The sequence below is a fragment of the Cellulomonas olei genome (genome assembly GCF_039548315.1).
GTDB lineage: Bacteria > Actinomycetota > Actinomycetes > Actinomycetales > Cellulomonadaceae > Cellulomonas.
Map to the genome: position 1 here is coordinate 24,824 of NZ_JBCLVN010000036.1, position 14,912 is coordinate 39,735.

13 protein-coding genes are annotated in these 14,912 nt (G+C 75.2%); 9 read left to right on the plus strand and 4 right to left on the minus strand.

The window, feature by feature from the left end:
* The first annotated feature begins 199 nt into the window (after positions 1-199).
* From adhE to AAHH18_RS12035, 4 genes are all read left to right on the plus strand, one after another.
* Positions 200-2,926, plus strand: a complete 2,727-nt coding sequence (adhE, locus tag AAHH18_RS12020; protein WP_283321070.1) for a bifunctional acetaldehyde-CoA/alcohol dehydrogenase — start codon at positions 200-202, stop codon at positions 2,924-2,926.
* A gap of 149 nt (positions 2,927-3,075) precedes the next feature.
* A complete protein-coding gene (locus AAHH18_RS12025; protein ID WP_343301793.1) occupies positions 3,076-3,576 on the plus strand; it encodes a hypothetical protein in 501 nt (166 codons plus the stop codon).
* Positions 3,577-3,695: 119 nt separating this feature from the next.
* On the plus strand, positions 3,696-3,818 hold the full coding sequence (locus tag AAHH18_RS12030) for a molybdopterin oxidoreductase (protein WP_222171651.1): 123 nt from the start codon (positions 3,696-3,698) through the stop codon (positions 3,816-3,818).
* Positions 3,819-3,922: 104 nt separating this feature from the next.
* Positions 3,923-5,221, plus strand: coding sequence for a pyridoxal phosphate-dependent aminotransferase (locus AAHH18_RS12035; RefSeq protein WP_343301794.1), 1,299 nt, complete (start codon positions 3,923-3,925; stop codon positions 5,219-5,221).
* Between the two features lie 19 nt (positions 5,222-5,240).
* Here AAHH18_RS12035 and AAHH18_RS12040 read toward each other — a convergent pair whose 3' ends face one another.
* From AAHH18_RS12040 to AAHH18_RS12050, 3 genes are all read right to left on the minus strand, one after another.
* Positions 5,241-6,527, minus strand: a complete 1,287-nt coding sequence (locus tag AAHH18_RS12040) for a multidrug effflux MFS transporter (protein ID WP_283321073.1) — start codon at positions 6,525-6,527, stop codon at positions 5,241-5,243.
* Between the two features lie 99 nt (positions 6,528-6,626).
* On the minus strand, positions 6,627-7,775 hold the full coding sequence (locus AAHH18_RS12045; RefSeq protein ID WP_343301795.1) for an adenylate/guanylate cyclase domain-containing protein: 1,149 nt from the start codon (positions 7,773-7,775) through the stop codon (positions 6,627-6,629).
* Positions 7,776-7,790: 15 nt separating this feature from the next.
* Positions 7,791-8,657, minus strand: a complete 867-nt coding sequence (locus AAHH18_RS12050) for a biotin--[acetyl-CoA-carboxylase] ligase (RefSeq protein WP_343301796.1) — start codon at positions 8,655-8,657, stop codon at positions 7,791-7,793.
* A 242-nt stretch (positions 8,658-8,899) separates the two neighbouring features.
* Between AAHH18_RS12050 and AAHH18_RS12055 the strand changes: the two genes are divergently transcribed.
* The 4 genes from AAHH18_RS12055 to AAHH18_RS12070 are packed head-to-tail and all read left to right on the plus strand — an operon-like array spanning position 8,900 to position 13,115.
* On the plus strand, positions 8,900-10,507 hold the full coding sequence (locus AAHH18_RS12055; protein WP_283321075.1) for an acyl-CoA carboxylase subunit beta: 1,608 nt from the start codon (positions 8,900-8,902) through the stop codon (positions 10,505-10,507).
* The gene (locus tag AAHH18_RS12060; RefSeq protein WP_283321076.1) at positions 10,504-11,097 is read left to right on the plus strand and encodes a hypothetical protein; all 594 of its coding nucleotides are present in this window, start codon (positions 10,504-10,506) and stop codon (positions 11,095-11,097) included. Before AAHH18_RS12055 ends, AAHH18_RS12060 begins: the two co-directional genes overlap by 4 nt.
* Positions 11,094-11,342 carry an acyl-CoA carboxylase epsilon subunit gene (locus AAHH18_RS12065; RefSeq protein WP_343301797.1) on the plus strand — a complete coding sequence of 83 codons (249 nt, stop codon included), beginning with the start codon at positions 11,094-11,096 and terminating at the stop codon, positions 11,340-11,342. The genes AAHH18_RS12060 and AAHH18_RS12065 overlap by 4 nt, the downstream gene beginning before the upstream one ends.
* A gap of 51 nt (positions 11,343-11,393) precedes the next feature.
* Positions 11,394-13,115: a DUF885 domain-containing protein gene (locus tag AAHH18_RS12070; RefSeq protein ID WP_283321078.1), complete on the plus strand. Its 1,722-nt coding sequence runs from the start codon at positions 11,394-11,396 to the stop codon at positions 13,113-13,115.
* A 90-nt stretch (positions 13,116-13,205) separates the two neighbouring features.
* Here AAHH18_RS12070 and AAHH18_RS12075 read toward each other — a convergent pair whose 3' ends face one another.
* The gene (locus tag AAHH18_RS12075) at positions 13,206-13,913 is read right to left on the minus strand and encodes a vitamin K epoxide reductase family protein (RefSeq protein ID WP_459349126.1); all 708 of its coding nucleotides are present in this window, start codon (positions 13,911-13,913) and stop codon (positions 13,206-13,208) included.
* A gap of 97 nt (positions 13,914-14,010) precedes the next feature.
* Between AAHH18_RS12075 and AAHH18_RS12080 the strand changes: the two genes are divergently transcribed.
* Positions 14,011-14,646: a Maf family protein gene (locus AAHH18_RS12080; protein WP_343301798.1), complete on the plus strand. Its 636-nt coding sequence runs from the start codon at positions 14,011-14,013 to the stop codon at positions 14,644-14,646.
* Positions 14,647-14,912 lie beyond the last annotated feature (266 nt).

The following is a 14,912-nucleotide window of genomic DNA, read 5'->3' on the forward strand; positions in this document are numbered from 1 at the left end:
CCTCGTCGTGCCGCACGGCGCCGCGTCGTCGCAGGTCACGGGCTCGCCGGGTGAGCACGGAGCGGGTGGCGGACCTGCCGGACCTAGGTCCCCGGGACTCCGGTCCCAGACTTTGTGAATTCTTTCTCGATATCGTCGTCCACGTGAGGTCGACGGAGCCCTTACACCCCCACCTCATCGGACCACCCGGGAGAACCCCGTGACCATCACGACGAGCACCGACACCGCGGCCGCCATCGACCAGCTGGTCGCCGGCGCCACCAAGGCGCTGGCGGAGTACGCCCGCTTCACGCAGGAGGACGTCGACCGGCTGGTCAAGAAGGCCGCCGTCGCCGCGCTCGACCAGCACGGCCAGCTCGCCGAGCTGGCGGTCGAGGAGACCGGCCGCGGCGTCTTCGAGGACAAGGCCGTCAAGAACATCTTCGCCTGCGAGCACGTCACCAACTCGATGGCGTCGCTCAAGACCGTCGGCGTCATCAGCCGCGACGAGATCAACGGCATCACCGAGATCGCCGAGCCCGTCGGCGTCATCTGCGCGATGACCCCGGTGACCAACCCGACGTCCACCGCGATCTTCAAGTCGCTCATCGCGCTGAAGACCCGCAACCCGATCATCTTCGCGTTCCACCCGAACGCCCAGAGGTCCTCCGTCGCCGCGGCGCGGGTCGTGCGGGACGCGGCGATCGCCGCCGGCGCCCCCGAGAACTGCATCCAGTGGGTCGAGACCCCCTCGATGGAGGCCACCGGCCTGCTGATGAACCACCCCGGCGTCTCCACCATCCTGGCGACCGGCGGCAACGCGATGGTCCGCGCCGCGTACTCCTGCGGCAAGCCGGCCCTCGGCGTCGGCGCGGGCAACGTCCCGGCCTACATCGAGAAGACCGCCAAGCTCAAGCGGGCCGTCAACGACGTGGTGCTGTCCAAGTCGTTCGACAACGGCATGATCTGCGCCTCCGAGCAGGCCGTCATCCTGGACGACGAGATCTACGACGCCGCCCTCGCGGAGTTCGCGGTCCTGCACGCCTACCGCGCCACCAAGAAGGAGAAGGCGCTCCTCGAGAAGTTCATCTTCGGGGTCGAGGCCAAGGGCAAGAACTGCGCCGACGCCAAGCTGAACCCGACCGTCGTCGGCAAGTCCCCGCAGTGGATCGCCGAGCAGGCCGGCTTCTCCGTCCCCGCCGAGACGTCGATCATCCTCGCCGAGGTCGGCTCCGTCGGCCCGAACGAGCCGCTGACGCGCGAGAAGCTCTGCCCCGTGCTCGCCGTGCTGCGCGCCACCTCCACCGAGCAGGGCATCCAGCTCGCCGAGCAGATGGTCGAGTTCGACGGCCTCGGCCACTCCGCCGCGATCCACACCCAGGACGAGGCGCTCACCGAGGAGTACGGCAACCGCGTCAAGGCGATCCGCGTCATCGCGAACGCCCCCTCGTCGCTCGGCGGCATCGGCGACATCTACAACGCCTTCATCCCGTCGCTCACCCTCGGCTGCGGCTCCTACGGCCACAACTCGGTGTCGAACAACGTGTCGGCGATCAACCTCGTCAACGTCAAGCGCGTGGGTCGGAGGAACAACAACTTGCAGTGGTTCAAGGTCCCGGCCAAGACGTACTTCGAGCCGAACGCCATCCGCTACCTGACCGACATGGCCGACGTCGAGCGCGTCACCATCGTCACCGACGCCACGATGACCACCCTCGGGTTCGTCGACCGCGTCCTGGACGTCCTGAACCGCCGCGGCAACCACGTGTCGGTCCAGATCATCGACCAGGTGGAGCCGGAGCCCAGCGTCAAGACGGTCCAGGCCGGCGCGGCGCAGATGCGGCACTTCCGCCCCGACACGATCATCGCGCTCGGCGGCGGCTCGCCGATGGACGCGGCCAAGGTCATGTGGCTGCTGTACGAGCACCCGGAGATCGTGTTCTCCGACCTCAAGCAGAAGTTCTTCGACGTCCGCAAGCGCGCCTTCAAGTTCCCGGTGCTCGGCGACCTGGCCAAGCTGGTCTGCATCCCGACCACCTCGGGCACCGGCGCGGAGGTCACGCCGTTCGCGGTCATCTCCGACCCCGACGCGGGCAAGAAGTACCCGCTGGCGGACTACGCGCTCACCCCGACGGTCGCGATCATCGACCCCGTCCTCACCTCGAAGATGCCGCGCTCGCTGGCCGCCGACTCCGGCTTCGACGCCCTGACCCACGCCACCGAGGCGTTCGTCGCGGTGTACGCCAACGACTTCACCGACGGCATGGCGCTGCAGGCGATCCGCCTGATCTTCGACAACCTCGCGCAGTCCGTGAACGGCGACCCGGCCGACCCGGCCACCAAGGCCGCCCGCGAGAAGATGCACAACGCGGGCACCATCGCCGGCATGGCGTTCGGCAACGCGTTCCTCGGCATCGTGCACGCGATGGCGCACGTCATCGGCTCGACGTTCCACCTGGTCCACGGCCGGACGAACGCCACGCTGCTGCCGCACGTCATCCGGTACAACGGCCAGATCCCGACCAAGCTCACGAGCTGGCCGAAGTACGAGCACTACGTCGCCCCGGAGCGGTTCCAGCAGATCGCCCAGATGCTGGGCCTGCCGGCCGAGACCCCGGAGCAGGGCGTGGAGTCCTACGCCCTGGCCATCGAGGCGCTGCGCGCGAAGGTCGGCATCCCGTCGTCCTTCCAGGCGCAGGGCGTCGACGAGCAGGACTTCCTGTCCCGGCTCGACGAGGTCGCGATGGGCGCGTACGAGGACCAGTGCGCGCCGGCGAACCCCCGCATGCCGATGCGGGCGGACATGAAGGACATCATGACTGCGGCCTACTACGGCACCTCCGTCGCCGAGGTGCGTGGCCGCCGCGAGCAGCAGGGTGCGACGAGTGACGCGCCCGCCGGGGCGGGGGCCCCGGCCGAGGAGAGCGCCACGGTCGCCTCCTCCTGACCCACGGTCAGGCTGCTCGCCGAGCGCCCCGCCCGCGATCGTCCGCGGGCGGGGCGCTCCTCTGCGTCCGGGCGGTCCCGGCGCCGCGGCTCCCAGCCGGGGGCCAGGCGCGCCTGGCACAATGACCGGTCCCCGACGAGGAGGCCCTCATGACCACCCGCCGCCACCGCGCCGCCCTGGCCGCCCCGCTCGTGCTGGGCGCCCTCCTGCTCGGCGCGTGCTCCGAGGCGCAGGACGTCGCCTCGCAGGCGCAGTCCGCCGTCGACTCCGCGCGCGACGCCGCCGGCCGGATCGGCGAGCTCGCCGACGCCGCCCGCGAGCGCGTCGAGTCCGCCCGCTCCGCCGTCGACGACGCCCGCACCCGGCTGTCCGAGCTCGACGCCGGCGCCCGCGCCGCCGCGCAGGACGCCGTCGACCAGGCGAGCACCGCCGTGGACGACGCCACGACCGCGCTCGCCGACGCCCGCGAGCAGGGCTCCGCCGCCACGCAGGAGCAGCTCGACTCCGCCCGGTCCGCCCTCGACTCCGCGCGCAGCGCCCTCGACGGGGCGTCCACGCAGGTGGACGACGCGACCGCGGACGCCCTGGACCGGCTCGCGCAGCAGGTCGAGGAGCTGAGCCGCCAGGTGGAGCAGACCGAGCAGGGCTGAGGCCCGCGGGGGCGACGACCCCCGCGGGCGAGGGGCGCCGCCGGCCGGCGCGCCCGACTCACCCGGGCGAAGGACCCTCGACCCCTTCAGCCACGCGCCACCGTGCCGATGTCCCCGGTATGAGCACGCACCACCCGCGCACCCGGACCCGGCACCACGTGCCGTGGTGGGTCGCGTGCGCGTGGGCGTCCCTGCTGCTGCTCGTGCTCGGCGGGCTCGCGGCGGCGTCCGGCTGGCTCTGAGGCGGCCGGCGCGCACGGACGCACCGTCCCGCCCGGCGGTCGTCCCGGCGCCCCCGCCCCGCCGCGGTCTACCCTCCTGCCGTCCCCGAGCCGACAGGACCGCGATGACCCCGCACCCGCACGACCCCGCACCCCGTCCCGGGCACCCCGCGCCTCCCGCCGGGCGCTGGCGGGCGACCGCCCGGGCGGCGGGGCTGCTCGGCGCGGACGGCGTCCCGAGGCCGACGATCTTCGCGGAGATGTCCGCGCTGGCCGCGAGCACCGGTGCGCTCAACCTGGGCCAGGGGTTCCCCGACGTCGACGGCCCGGAGTCGGTGAAGCGTGCCGCGGCGGACGCCATCGCCGCGGGGGTCAACCAGTACCCGCCCGGGCCGGGCACCCCGGAGCTGCGGCGCGCCGTGGCCGACCACCAGCGGCGGCACTACGGCGTGGACGTCGACCCGGACACCGAGGTGCTCGTCACCACCGGCGCCACCGAGGCGGTCGCCGCGACGCTGCTCGCGCTCACCGAGCCGGGCGACGAGGTGCTCACGCTCGAGCCGTTCTACGACTCCTACGCCGCGGTCATCGCGCTGGCCGGCGCCCGCCACACCACCGCGCCGCTCGTGGCCGGCCCCGACGGGTTCCGGCTGGACGCCGACGCGCTGCGCGCCGCCGTCACCGACCGGACGCGCGTGATCCTGCTCAACACGCCGCACAACCCGACGGGCGCCGTCCTCACGCCCGCCGAGCTCGCGGTGGTCGCCGAGGTCGCCGAGCGCCACGACTGCCTCGTCGTGACCGACGAGGTGTACGAGCACCTCACGTACGACGACGCCCGGCACGTCCCGTTCGCGACGCTGCCCGGCGCCGCCGGCCGCACGCTGACCGTCTCGTCGGCGGGCAAGACGTTCTCGTTCACCGGCTGGAAGATCGGCTGGGTCACGGGGCCGGCGCCGCTGGTGGACGCGGTGCGGGCGGTCAAGCAGTTCCTCACGTACGTGTCCGGTGCGCCGTTCCAGCCCGCCGTGGCGCACGCGCTGGCGCTCGAGACCACCGACGGCCCCGACGCCGGCTGGGTCCGCGGGCTCGCGGCGTCCCTGGCCGCGCGCCGGGACCTGCTCGCCGCCGGGCTGACCGGGGCCGGGTTCGCAGTCGCCCGGCCGCAGGGCACGTACTTCGTGGTCGCCGACGCCGCCGCGCTGCTGGCCGGGCCGCTCGCCGGGTCGGGGATCCGCGACGCGGCGGGGCTGTGCCGCGCGCTCCCCGACCTCGCGGGCGTGGTCGGGGTGCCCGTCAGCGCGTTCACCCGGCCCGGGTCGGCCGCGGACGAGGCGCTGCGCACCGCGGTGCGGTTCACGTTCGTCAAGCAGGAGGCGGTGCTGGAGGAGGCCGTGCGGCGGCTGGCGCGGCTCGGCGCCTGACCGCCGCCCGCCCGGGCGCTCAGTGCGCCGCGGTCCACCCGCCGCGGCGGTAGGCCGGGGTCGCGAGCGCGAGCACCAGCAGCGCACCGGCCGCCGCGCCCGTCATCACGCTCGCCATCGCCACGGTGTCCTCCCCGAGCACGCCGACCAGCGGGCTCACCGCACCGGCGACGCCCGCCTGCAGCGACCCGATGAACGCCGCGGCCGTCCCCGCGCGCTCGCCGTGCCGGGACAGCGCGATCGCGGAGGCGTTCGGCGGCGTGAAGTTCACCAGCGACATGATGAGGAACAGCGCCACCAGCAGCGCCGGCAGCCCGCCTGCGCCCGTCAGCGCGAGCACCAGCAGCACACCGGTGAGCGTCAGCGAGACGGGCAGCACCGCGCGGATGATCTGGATCGGCGCGTACCGGCGGACCAGCGCGGCGTTCACCTGCGCGCCGCCGACCAGGCCGACGCCGTTGACGGCGAACACCAGCGCGAACTGCCCGGCGCTCAGCCCGAACCCCTCGCGCAGCACGAACGGCGACCCGACCACGTAGCTCATCAGCACCGCCTGCCCGAGCCCGGGCAGCACCGCGAGCGCCACGAAGTGCCGGTCCCGCGCGAGCACCAGGTAGCCGCGCCACGCACCCCCGGTGGACGCCAGCCTCCGCTCGGCCGGCAGCGTCTCGGGCAGGCGCCGCAGCACGACCACCCACAGCACCGCGCCGTACACGGCCAGCGCGACGAACACGCCGCGCCACCCGAACTCGCCGGCGATCAGCCCGCCGACGCTCGGCGCGAACAGCGGGGCGACCCCGATGACCAGCATCAGGCGTGACAGCAGCCGGGACGCGTCCGGCCCGACGAACCGGTCGCGGATCACCGCCATCGCGACCACCGACGCCGACGCGTTGAAGAACCCCTGCAGGGTGCGCAGCGCGATCAGCGGGACGATCGCCGGGGCGATCGCGCACAGCAGCGACGTCACGACGTGCAGCGCCACGCCGACGAGCACCGGCCGGCGCCGGCCGAACCGGTCCGACAGCGGGCCGATCACCAGCTGGCCGACGGCCCCGCCGATGAGCATCGACGTCATCGTGAGCTGGGCGGCCGCCGCGCTGGTCCCCAGGTCGCGGGCCACGTCGGGCAGCGACGGCAGGTAGATGTCGGTGGTGACGGCCGGCAGCGCGGTCATCACCCCGAGCAGGAGCACGTACTTGGCGCTCGGCCGGAACACGGGTGCGGCGGCGTCCCCGGCGGCGCCCGACGAGGCGGGCACGGGTGCCGGTGCGGGGCGCGGTGCGGGTGGCTCGCCGGTGCTCATGTCCCCTGATCGTCGCACGCGGCGAGGCCGCGCGCGAATCGATTCGATCCGCGCCCTCGCGGTCAGCGGCGCGCCGGCGCCGTCCCGGGCGGACGGGCGTCAGGCGGTGCGGACCCGCACCGGTGCCAGGGCGCCGATGCCCTCGAGCTCCCGCTCCGGCAGCGGCTCCAGCACGAGGCCCGGCACGTCGACGAGCAGCCGCGCGGTCGCCGGGTCGGTGAGCACCGTGCTCGGGTCCGCGACGTCCGTCAGGCGGGCGGCGACGTTCACCGACGGGCCGAACACGTCGCCGAACCGGGACAGCACCCGGCCCCACACCACGCCGACCCGCACCGGGGTCACGCCCCGCGCGCCCTCGGCGAGCCCGCCGGCCGCCTTCTCCCGCTCGACGTCGAGCTCCCCGCCGAGCACCCGCGCGAGCTCCAGGGCGACGCGCGCGCCGGTCCGCACGTCGTCCGCCACGAACAGCACCGCGTCCCCGATGGTCTTGACGACGCGGCCACCGCCCTGCGTCACGACGTCCCGGGCGATGGTCTCGAACCGCTGCACGAAGTCCGACAGGTCCGTCGAGCCCAGCCCGGCCGTCCGGCGCGTGAACGACACCATGTCGGCGAACCCCACCGCCCGGGCGAGCGGCAGCGCCGCCGGGTCGCCGTCGCGGTCCTGCCCGGCCGCGAACTCCACCGCGTACCGCGACGCGATCGACGCCAGGTGCCGGCGGTAGGAGTGCAGGAGCTGCGCCTCCAGCACCGGGGCCAGCACCGGCAGCTCGTCCAGCACCGCCCGCCGCGCGGCCGGGTCGTCGAGCCCCCGGCGGGTCGCGACGTCCTCCACCAGCGCCTCGACCTGCCACAGCGCGAGCCGGTCGCTCGTGTGCCCGAGCGCGCGCGTCAGCGAGATCATCGTGCGGCCCGACACGAGCTCCTCGCGCAGCAGGGCCGCCGCGCTGCCCAGGGCCTCGGCGTCCCGCACCGTGAACGCGGCGTCGTCCGCGTCCGGGTGCGGCAGGCCGAGCGTCCGCCAGTACAGCCGCACCAGCTCGACGTCCACGCCGGCGCGCTCCGCCAGGTCCCGCATGCTCAGGGTGCGGGGGCCGCCGAGCAGCGCCGCGTCGAGGCGGGCACCGGCGGACACGGGGGCGTCGTCGGGCCCCGGGGTGCCGGCGGCCGGAGTGGGGACGCCGGCGCTCTCCGGGGCGACGGGACGCGCCTCGTCGTCCTGGCGCGCGCTGCCCGTCCGGTCCGTCACACCAGCGACCCTAGTTCACGGCAGGTGCCCGCGGGTGGGCCGGACGTGACGCACGTCACCGGCGAGCAGCCGCCGCTCGGCGCCGTCCGCGCCCCGCAGCACGAGGGCGCCGTCGGGGTCGATCCGCACCGCCGTGCCCCGCGCCTGCGACCCGTCGGGCAGCGTCGCCCCCACCTCCGAGCCCAGCGTCCGGCACACCCGCGCGACCTCGGCGTCGAGCCCGGCCGCCCCGACGTCCCCGCCCGCCCGCCGCCAGCGCGCGAGGACCGCGCACACCTCGCGGACCACGGCGACCAGCACGGCCGCGCGGTCCGCGGAGGGCGCGCCCGACAGCCGCAGCGACGTGGCGCTCGGCACCGGCAGCTCGGCGGCCGTCTGCGCGACGTTGACCCCGATGCCGAGCACCACCGCGTCCCCCGCCGGCGTCGCCTCCGCGAGGATCCCGACCGCCTTGCGGTCCAGCCCCCAGCCGGGCAGCTCCTCGGCGCCGGCCGGCGCGGGCAGCAGCACGTCGTTCGGCCACTTCAGCGCCGCCGTCAGGCCCGTGGCCACGGACAGCCCGCGCACGACGCCCAGCCCCGCCAGCAGCGGCAGCCACCCCCACGACGCGCGCGGCACCCCCGGACGGACCGCCAGCGACATCGTCACCGCCGTGCCGGCCGGCGTGGTCCAGGTGTGGCCGCCCCGCCCGCGCCCGGCGCGCTGGTGCTCGGCGACCAGCAGGCCGCCGTCCGCCCACGCGGCGTCGGCCGCCAGGCGCGCGAGCAGCTCGGTGCTCGTCGAGGCCGCCGTCGCCACGACCTCGCACCGCCGCAGCGGCCCGCCCGGGCCCGCCAGCGCCGCCACCTCGTCCACCCGCAGGGGCCCGCGTGAGTCGTCCACACCCCCATCCTCGCGCCCCGCACCGCGCCGCTCCCACGCCCGCGCCCGCCCGCTCCGTCCCGTGCCCCGCGAGGTCGTCATCTGCGCCCGAGGTCGTCACGCCGGCCTGACGACCTCGGACCGACGTGACGACCTCACCCGCCCAGGACGCTCCCCGTTGTCGCATCCGCACCACGCGGCGCGCCGAGCTCCGTGGTCGTCGCCCACCCCCGCCGACGCCCGCGCGCACTAGCCTTCCTCGGGTGACTGACACCCCCGCGTCGCACGCACCCACGCCCCCGGCCGGCACGGCCGCGAAGGTCGCCGACCTCGCGGACCGCTACCGCCGCGCCGTCACGGAGCCCGAGCAGGCCGCCGCCGAGAAGCAGCACGCCCGCGGCAAGCGCACCGCCCGCGAGCGCATCGAGGCGCTCCTCGACCCGGGCTCGTTCACCGAGCTCGACGCGTTCGTCCGGCACCGCTCCACCAACTTCGGCCTGGACCGCAAGCGCGTCCCCGGTGACGGCGTCGTCGTCGGCCACGGCACCGTCGACGGCCGCCCGGTCGCCGTCTACTCGCAGGACTTCACGGTGTTCGGCGGCAGCCTCGGCGAGGTGCACGGCCAGAAGATCACCAAGGTGATGGACCTGGCGCTGCGCACCGGCATGCCGCTGGTCGGCATCAGCGACGGCGGGGGCGCGCGCATCCAGGAGGGCGTCGCCGGCCTCACGCAGTTCGCCGAGATCTTCCGCCGCAACGTCGCCGCCTCGGGCGTGGTCCCGCAGATCAGCCTCATCCTCGGCCCGTCGGCCGGCGGTGCGGTGTACTCCCCCGCGCTCACCGACTTCATCGTCATGGCGGACGGCACCTCGAACATGTTCATCACGGGCCCGGACGTCATCCGCGCCGTGACCGGCGAGGACGTCGGCTTCGAGGAGCTCGGCGGCGCCACGACGCACAACACCCGCTCCGGCGTCGCGCACTACCTGGCCTCCGACGAGGAGGACGCGCTGGACTACGTGCGGTCGCTGCTGTCGTACCTGCCGCAGAACAACCTCACCGACCCGCCGGCCTACCCGCACGAGGCGGAGCTCGAGGTCACGGACGAGGACCTCGAGCTCGACACCCTGGTGCCGGACTCCGACAACCAGCCGTACGACATGCGCACCGTCGTCGAGCACGTCCTGGACGACGGGGAGCTGCTCGAGGTGCAGCCGCTGTTCGCGCGCAACGTGCTCATCGGCTTCGGCCGCGTCGAGGGCCACGCCGTCGGGGTCGTCGCGAACCAGCCGCTGACCATGGCCGGGACGCTCGACATCGACGCCGCCGAGAAGGCCGCGCGGTTCGTGCGGACCTGCGACGCGTTCAGCATCCCGGTGCTGACGTTCGTCGACGTCCCGGGCTTCCTGCCGGGCACCGACCAGGAGTGGAACGGCATCATCCGGCGCGGCGCGAAGCTCATCTACGCCTACGCCGAGGCGACCGTCCCGCTCGTCACCGTCATCACCCGCAAGGCGTACGGTGGCGCCTACATCGTCATGGGGTCGAAGCAGCTCGGCGCCGACGTGAACCTGGCGTGGCCCACGGCGCAGATCGCGGTCATGGGTGCCGGCGGTGCGGTGAACATCCTGCAGCGCGGCGCCCTGCAGCAGGTCGCCCAGGCCGGCGGGGACGTCGAGGCCGAGCGCGCCCGGCTCACGCGCGAGTACGAGGAGGCCATCGTGAACCCGTGGGACGCCGCGGACCGCGGCTACGTGGACGCGGTCATCGCGCCCGCCGAGACCCGGTCGCAGATCGTCCGCGCGCTGCGCGTGCTGCGCACCAAGCGCGCGGCGCTGCCCCCCAAGAAGCACGGGAACATCCCGCTGTGACCGGCGACCCCCTGCTCCCCGGCGGCCACGACGGCGACGGGCACGACCACGGCCACGACGCGCACGACCACGCGGGCGGCGCGCACGGGCCCGAGCCGCTGCCCGGCGTCGACACCGGCGCCATGCACGCCGCCGTCGACGCCCTGACCGCGGCGCTGCACGACTACGTCGACACCGCCGCGGGCGTCCGCGCGGAGTTCGGCGCCTCGGAGGCCGACGAGGACCCGCGGGTGCTCGCGCTCGAGGCGCGCGTCTCCGGGCTCAACGCGCGGCTGTACGACCTGCTGCACGAGAGCCTGGGCATGCACTCCGAGCTCACGGGCATGACGTGGGAGGACGAGGCCGCGCCGGAGGCCGAGGCCGGCACCGACGAGGACACCGACGAGTTCCACCTCGGGTTCGTCGTCAGCGTGCCGCCGCACCCGAGCGACCAGACGATCGACGCCGTGCTCGGCATCGTCGACAACGGCGGGGCCGAGATCGTCGAGCGCCTGCTGGAGAGCGGCTTCACGGTCGAGGGCTGGGGCGCGTCGCGCGGGGCGCCGGTCGCGTTCGACGACGACCCGGACGACGACGAGGACGACCGGTGACGGCCGACGGGTCCGGGGCGTCCGGGCCGGCGCACGTCCAGGTGGTGCGCGGCACGCCCGACGACGTGGAGCTCGCGGCGCTCGTCGCCGGGCTGGTGGCCGCTGCGGGCGGCGGCGAGGACGGGGCGTCCGACTGGCCGGGCACCACGCCGCGCGCCGGGTGGGCGGACCGGGCCCGCACCGTCCCGGGCGGCGGCGCGGCCTGGCGCCCCGGCCCCGACGCGTGGCGGCACAGCCTGCGCTGACGCCGGCAATCCCGGTGATCCGCGCCCCGGCCCGCGGGTAGGGTCGGCCGGGTGAGCACTGCACCCACCCCCGACAGCCGCGCACCGGAGCGTGCCGCCACCCCGATCGACGCGATCGCCGACGCGTACGTCGACACGACCGCCGCCCTCAACCCCTTCGAGGCCACCGCCCTCGGCATCACGGGCCACGACCACGAGGTCACGGACCTGTCCCCCGCCGGCCACGAGGCCCGCGCGGAGGCCACCCGGGCCACGCTGCGCGCGCTCGACGCCGAGCAGCCGGTCGACGAGGTCGACCGCATCACGCTCGCCGCCATGCGGGAGCGCCTCGGCCTGGAGCTCGAGCTGCACGACGCGGGCGAGCTGCTCGCCGACCTCAACGTCATCGCCTCGCCGGTGCAGGGCATGCGCGACGTGCTCGACCTCATGGCGACCGACGGCCCCGACGCCTGGTCCACGATCGCGCAGCGGCTCTCCGGGCTGCCGACCGCCGGCGCCGGCTACGTGGAGTCGCTGCGGCTCGCCGCCTCGCGCGGCCGCGTGCCCGCCGTCCGCCAGGTGCGCGAGGCGCTCGCGCAGGCCGAGGAGCTCGCCGACCCGTCGACGTCGTTCTTCACCACCTTCGTGGCGGGCCCCGAGGCCCGCGAGGCCGTCGCCGCCGGGGGTGACGCGCTGCGCGAGGACCTGGAGCGCGGTGCCGAGGCGGCCCGCCGCACGTACGCCGAGCTCGCCGCCTTCCTGCGCGACGAGCTCGCCCCGCAGGCGCCGGAGGCGGACGCCGCCGGCCGCGAGCGCTACGCCCTGTGGTCCCGGTACTTCCTCGGTGCTGCGGTCGACCTCGACGAGACGTACCGGTGGGGGCTCGAGGAGCTCGACCGCGTCGTCGCCGAGCAGGAGGCCGTCGCCGCGCAGATCGCCGGCCCGGGTGCCACCGTCGAGCAGGCCGTCGCCGCTCTCGACGCCGACCCGTCCCGCCGGCTCGAGGGCACCGAGGCCCTGCAGCGCTGGATGCAGGAGACCTCCGACGCGGCGGTCGCGGCCCTCGACGGCGTGCACTTCGCCATCCCCGGGCCGATCCGCACGCTCGAGTGCCGCATCGCCCCGACGCAGAACGGCGGCATCTACTACACCGGCCCGTCCGACGACTTCAGCCGGCCCGGCCGCATGTGGTGGTCCGTGCCGCCGGAGGTCACGACGTTCAACACGTGGCGCGAGAAGACGACCGTCTACCACGAGGGCGTCCCCGGACACCACCTGCAGATCGGCCAGGCCGTCTACCAGCGCGCGACGCTGAACTCGTGGCGCCGGCTCGCGTGCTGGGTGTCGGGGCACGGCGAGGGCTGGGCGCTGTACGCCGAGCGCCTCATGGCCGACCTCGGGTTCCTCGACGACCCGGGCGACCGGCTCGGCATGCTCGACGGCCAGCGGATGCGGGCCGCCCGCGTCGTGCTGGACCTCGGCGTCCACCTGGGCCTGCCCGCGCCGGAGCGCTGGGGCGGCGGCACGTGGGACGCCGACAAGGCGTGGGAGTTCCTGCGCGCCAACGTCAACATGCCCGAGCAGTTCGTGCGGTTCGAGCTCAACCGGTACCTCGGCTGGCCGGGGCAGGCGCCCGCCTACAAGATCGGGCAGCGCATCTGGGAGCAGGTCCGCGACGGCAGCCGCGCCGCCGCGGAGGCGCGCGGCGAGGAGTTCGACCTGCGCGCGTTCCACGCCCGGGCGCTCGGCATGGGCGCGCTGCCGCTGGACGTGCTGCGGGACGCGCTCGCCTGACGGGCGGCGCGCCCCGGCACGGCGCCGGGACGTCGCGAGGCCCCCCGGACCCGGTGGTCCGGGGGGCCTCGTGCGTCGAGCGGACGGGGTTCAGGCCGCCAGCAGCGTGGGGCCGTACCGGAGCAGGATCGCCGCGACGAACAGCACGATCACGGCGGCCGTCACGTACCAGTCGGTCCCGGTCGCCACGAACCGGCGCGCCCACGGCCCGGCGCGGCCCGGCAGCCGCAGGTGCCCGTCGCGGACGTTCCACCGGGTCAGGCCGGCCCACACCAGCGTCGTCGTCACGGTGATGAGCAGGCACCAGGGGCACAGCGCCTTGATGACGAAGTACGACTGCAGGAACAGCCACCACGCGAACACCAGGGCCACCGTGTACAGCGCCTGCGTGCCGAGCATGTACCACCGCGGGAACCGCACCCCGGCGATGCCGGCCACGGAGATCGCGATCACCACGGACTCGAACGCGATGCCGAGGAACGCGTTCGGGAAGCCCAGCAGCTGCGCCTGCCAGGTCCGCGCCACCGTGCCGCAGGAGATCACGGAGCTGATGTCACAGCTAAACGTCGCGCTCGGGTCGGCGGCGAGCCGCCACGCCTCGATCGACAGCACGAACGACGTGAACAGCCCGATGACGCCCGACACGACCATCTCGATCGCGGTCCGGCGGCGCCACGCGACGCGCTCCGGGGAGTCGGGGTCGTCGTCCACGGGGTCGCGGTCGAGCAGGTCGATCGGGTCGGCGGCGGCGCCCACGGGGCGCGTGGCCAGGTCGCTGTCCTCGGTCACGCCTGTCATCGTCGCATCCCCTCCTGGGAGTTCCCCGGACATCATCGGCACGCCGTCGCTGCGCACGGGAGGACGTACGTCCCCGGCCCCGCCGTACGCTCGCCCGGTGACCACCCTCGTGCTGGCCTCCGCCTCCCCCGCCCGGCTCGCGACGCTCCGCGCCGCCGGCATCGAGCCGGCAGTGGCCGTGTCCGCCGTCGACGAGCCCGCCGTGCTGGCCTCGGCCGGCCCCGTCGCGCCGGCCGAGGCCGTGCTGCTGCTCGCGCGCGCGAAGGCCCGTGACGTCGCGCCGGCCCACCCCGGGGCGCTCGTGCTGGGGTGCGACTCCATGCTGGAGCTGGACGGCGAGGTGCTCGGCAAGCCCGCCGACGCCGCCGAGGCCACCGCCCGGTGGCGCGCGATGCGCGGGCGCGCCGGGCTGCTGCACACCGGGCACTGGCTCGTGGACGCGCGGCAGAGCGCTGCCGCGGGCGCCTCGGCGGAGGCCGAGCCGGAGGCGGAGTCGGGCGGGACGTCCACCACCGTCGTCCACTTCGCGGACGTGACGGACGCGGAGATCGCCGCCTACGTCGCCACCGGCGAGCCGCTCCACGTCGCGGGCGCCTTCACCATCGACGGCCTCGGCGGCCCGTTCGTCGAGCGCATCGAGGGCGACCACCACGGGGTCGTCGGCCTGAGCCTCCCCCTCCTCCGCCACCTCCTGGCCGCCCGCGCCGTCCCCCTCCCCACCCTCTGGCACTGACCCGCCCCACCCCCACCCCACCTGAACCCCGTCGGAGGCTCCGACGGGTCGTCGTGGTGCTCCGCGGACCACCACGATCCCGCGCGCCCGCCTCCGAGCACGGTGGGAGCCTCCGAACGCCGCGACCTCCACCGACCCCGGTGCGCCGGCGCACCGGCGCGACACCCCATACCCACCTGTACACGCTCTGCCCGTTCGGAGGCTCCGACAGGTCATCGTGGTGCTCCGCGGACCACCACGATCCCGCGCGCCCACCTCCGAGCACG

Excerpts from the sequence above, each read along its gene's own strand:
- AAHH18_RS12040 (WP_283321073.1), bottom strand. The coding sequence starts at position 6,527 with ATGAGCACCGGCGAGCCACCCGCACCGCGCCCCGCACCGGCACCCGTG.
- AAHH18_RS12035 (WP_343301794.1), top strand. The coding sequence starts at position 3,923 with ATGACCCCGCACCCGCACGACCCCGCACCCCGTCCCGGGCACCCCGCG.
- AAHH18_RS12030 (WP_222171651.1), top strand. The coding sequence starts at position 3,696 with ATGAGCACGCACCACCCGCGCACCCGGACCCGGCACCACGTGCCGTGG.
- AAHH18_RS12025 (WP_343301793.1), top strand. The coding sequence starts at position 3,076 with ATGACCACCCGCCGCCACCGCGCCGCCCTGGCCGCCCCGCTCGTGCTG.
- AAHH18_RS12075 (WP_459349126.1), bottom strand. The coding sequence starts at position 13,913 with ATGACAGGCGTGACCGAGGACAGCGACCTGGCCACGCGCCCCGTGGGC.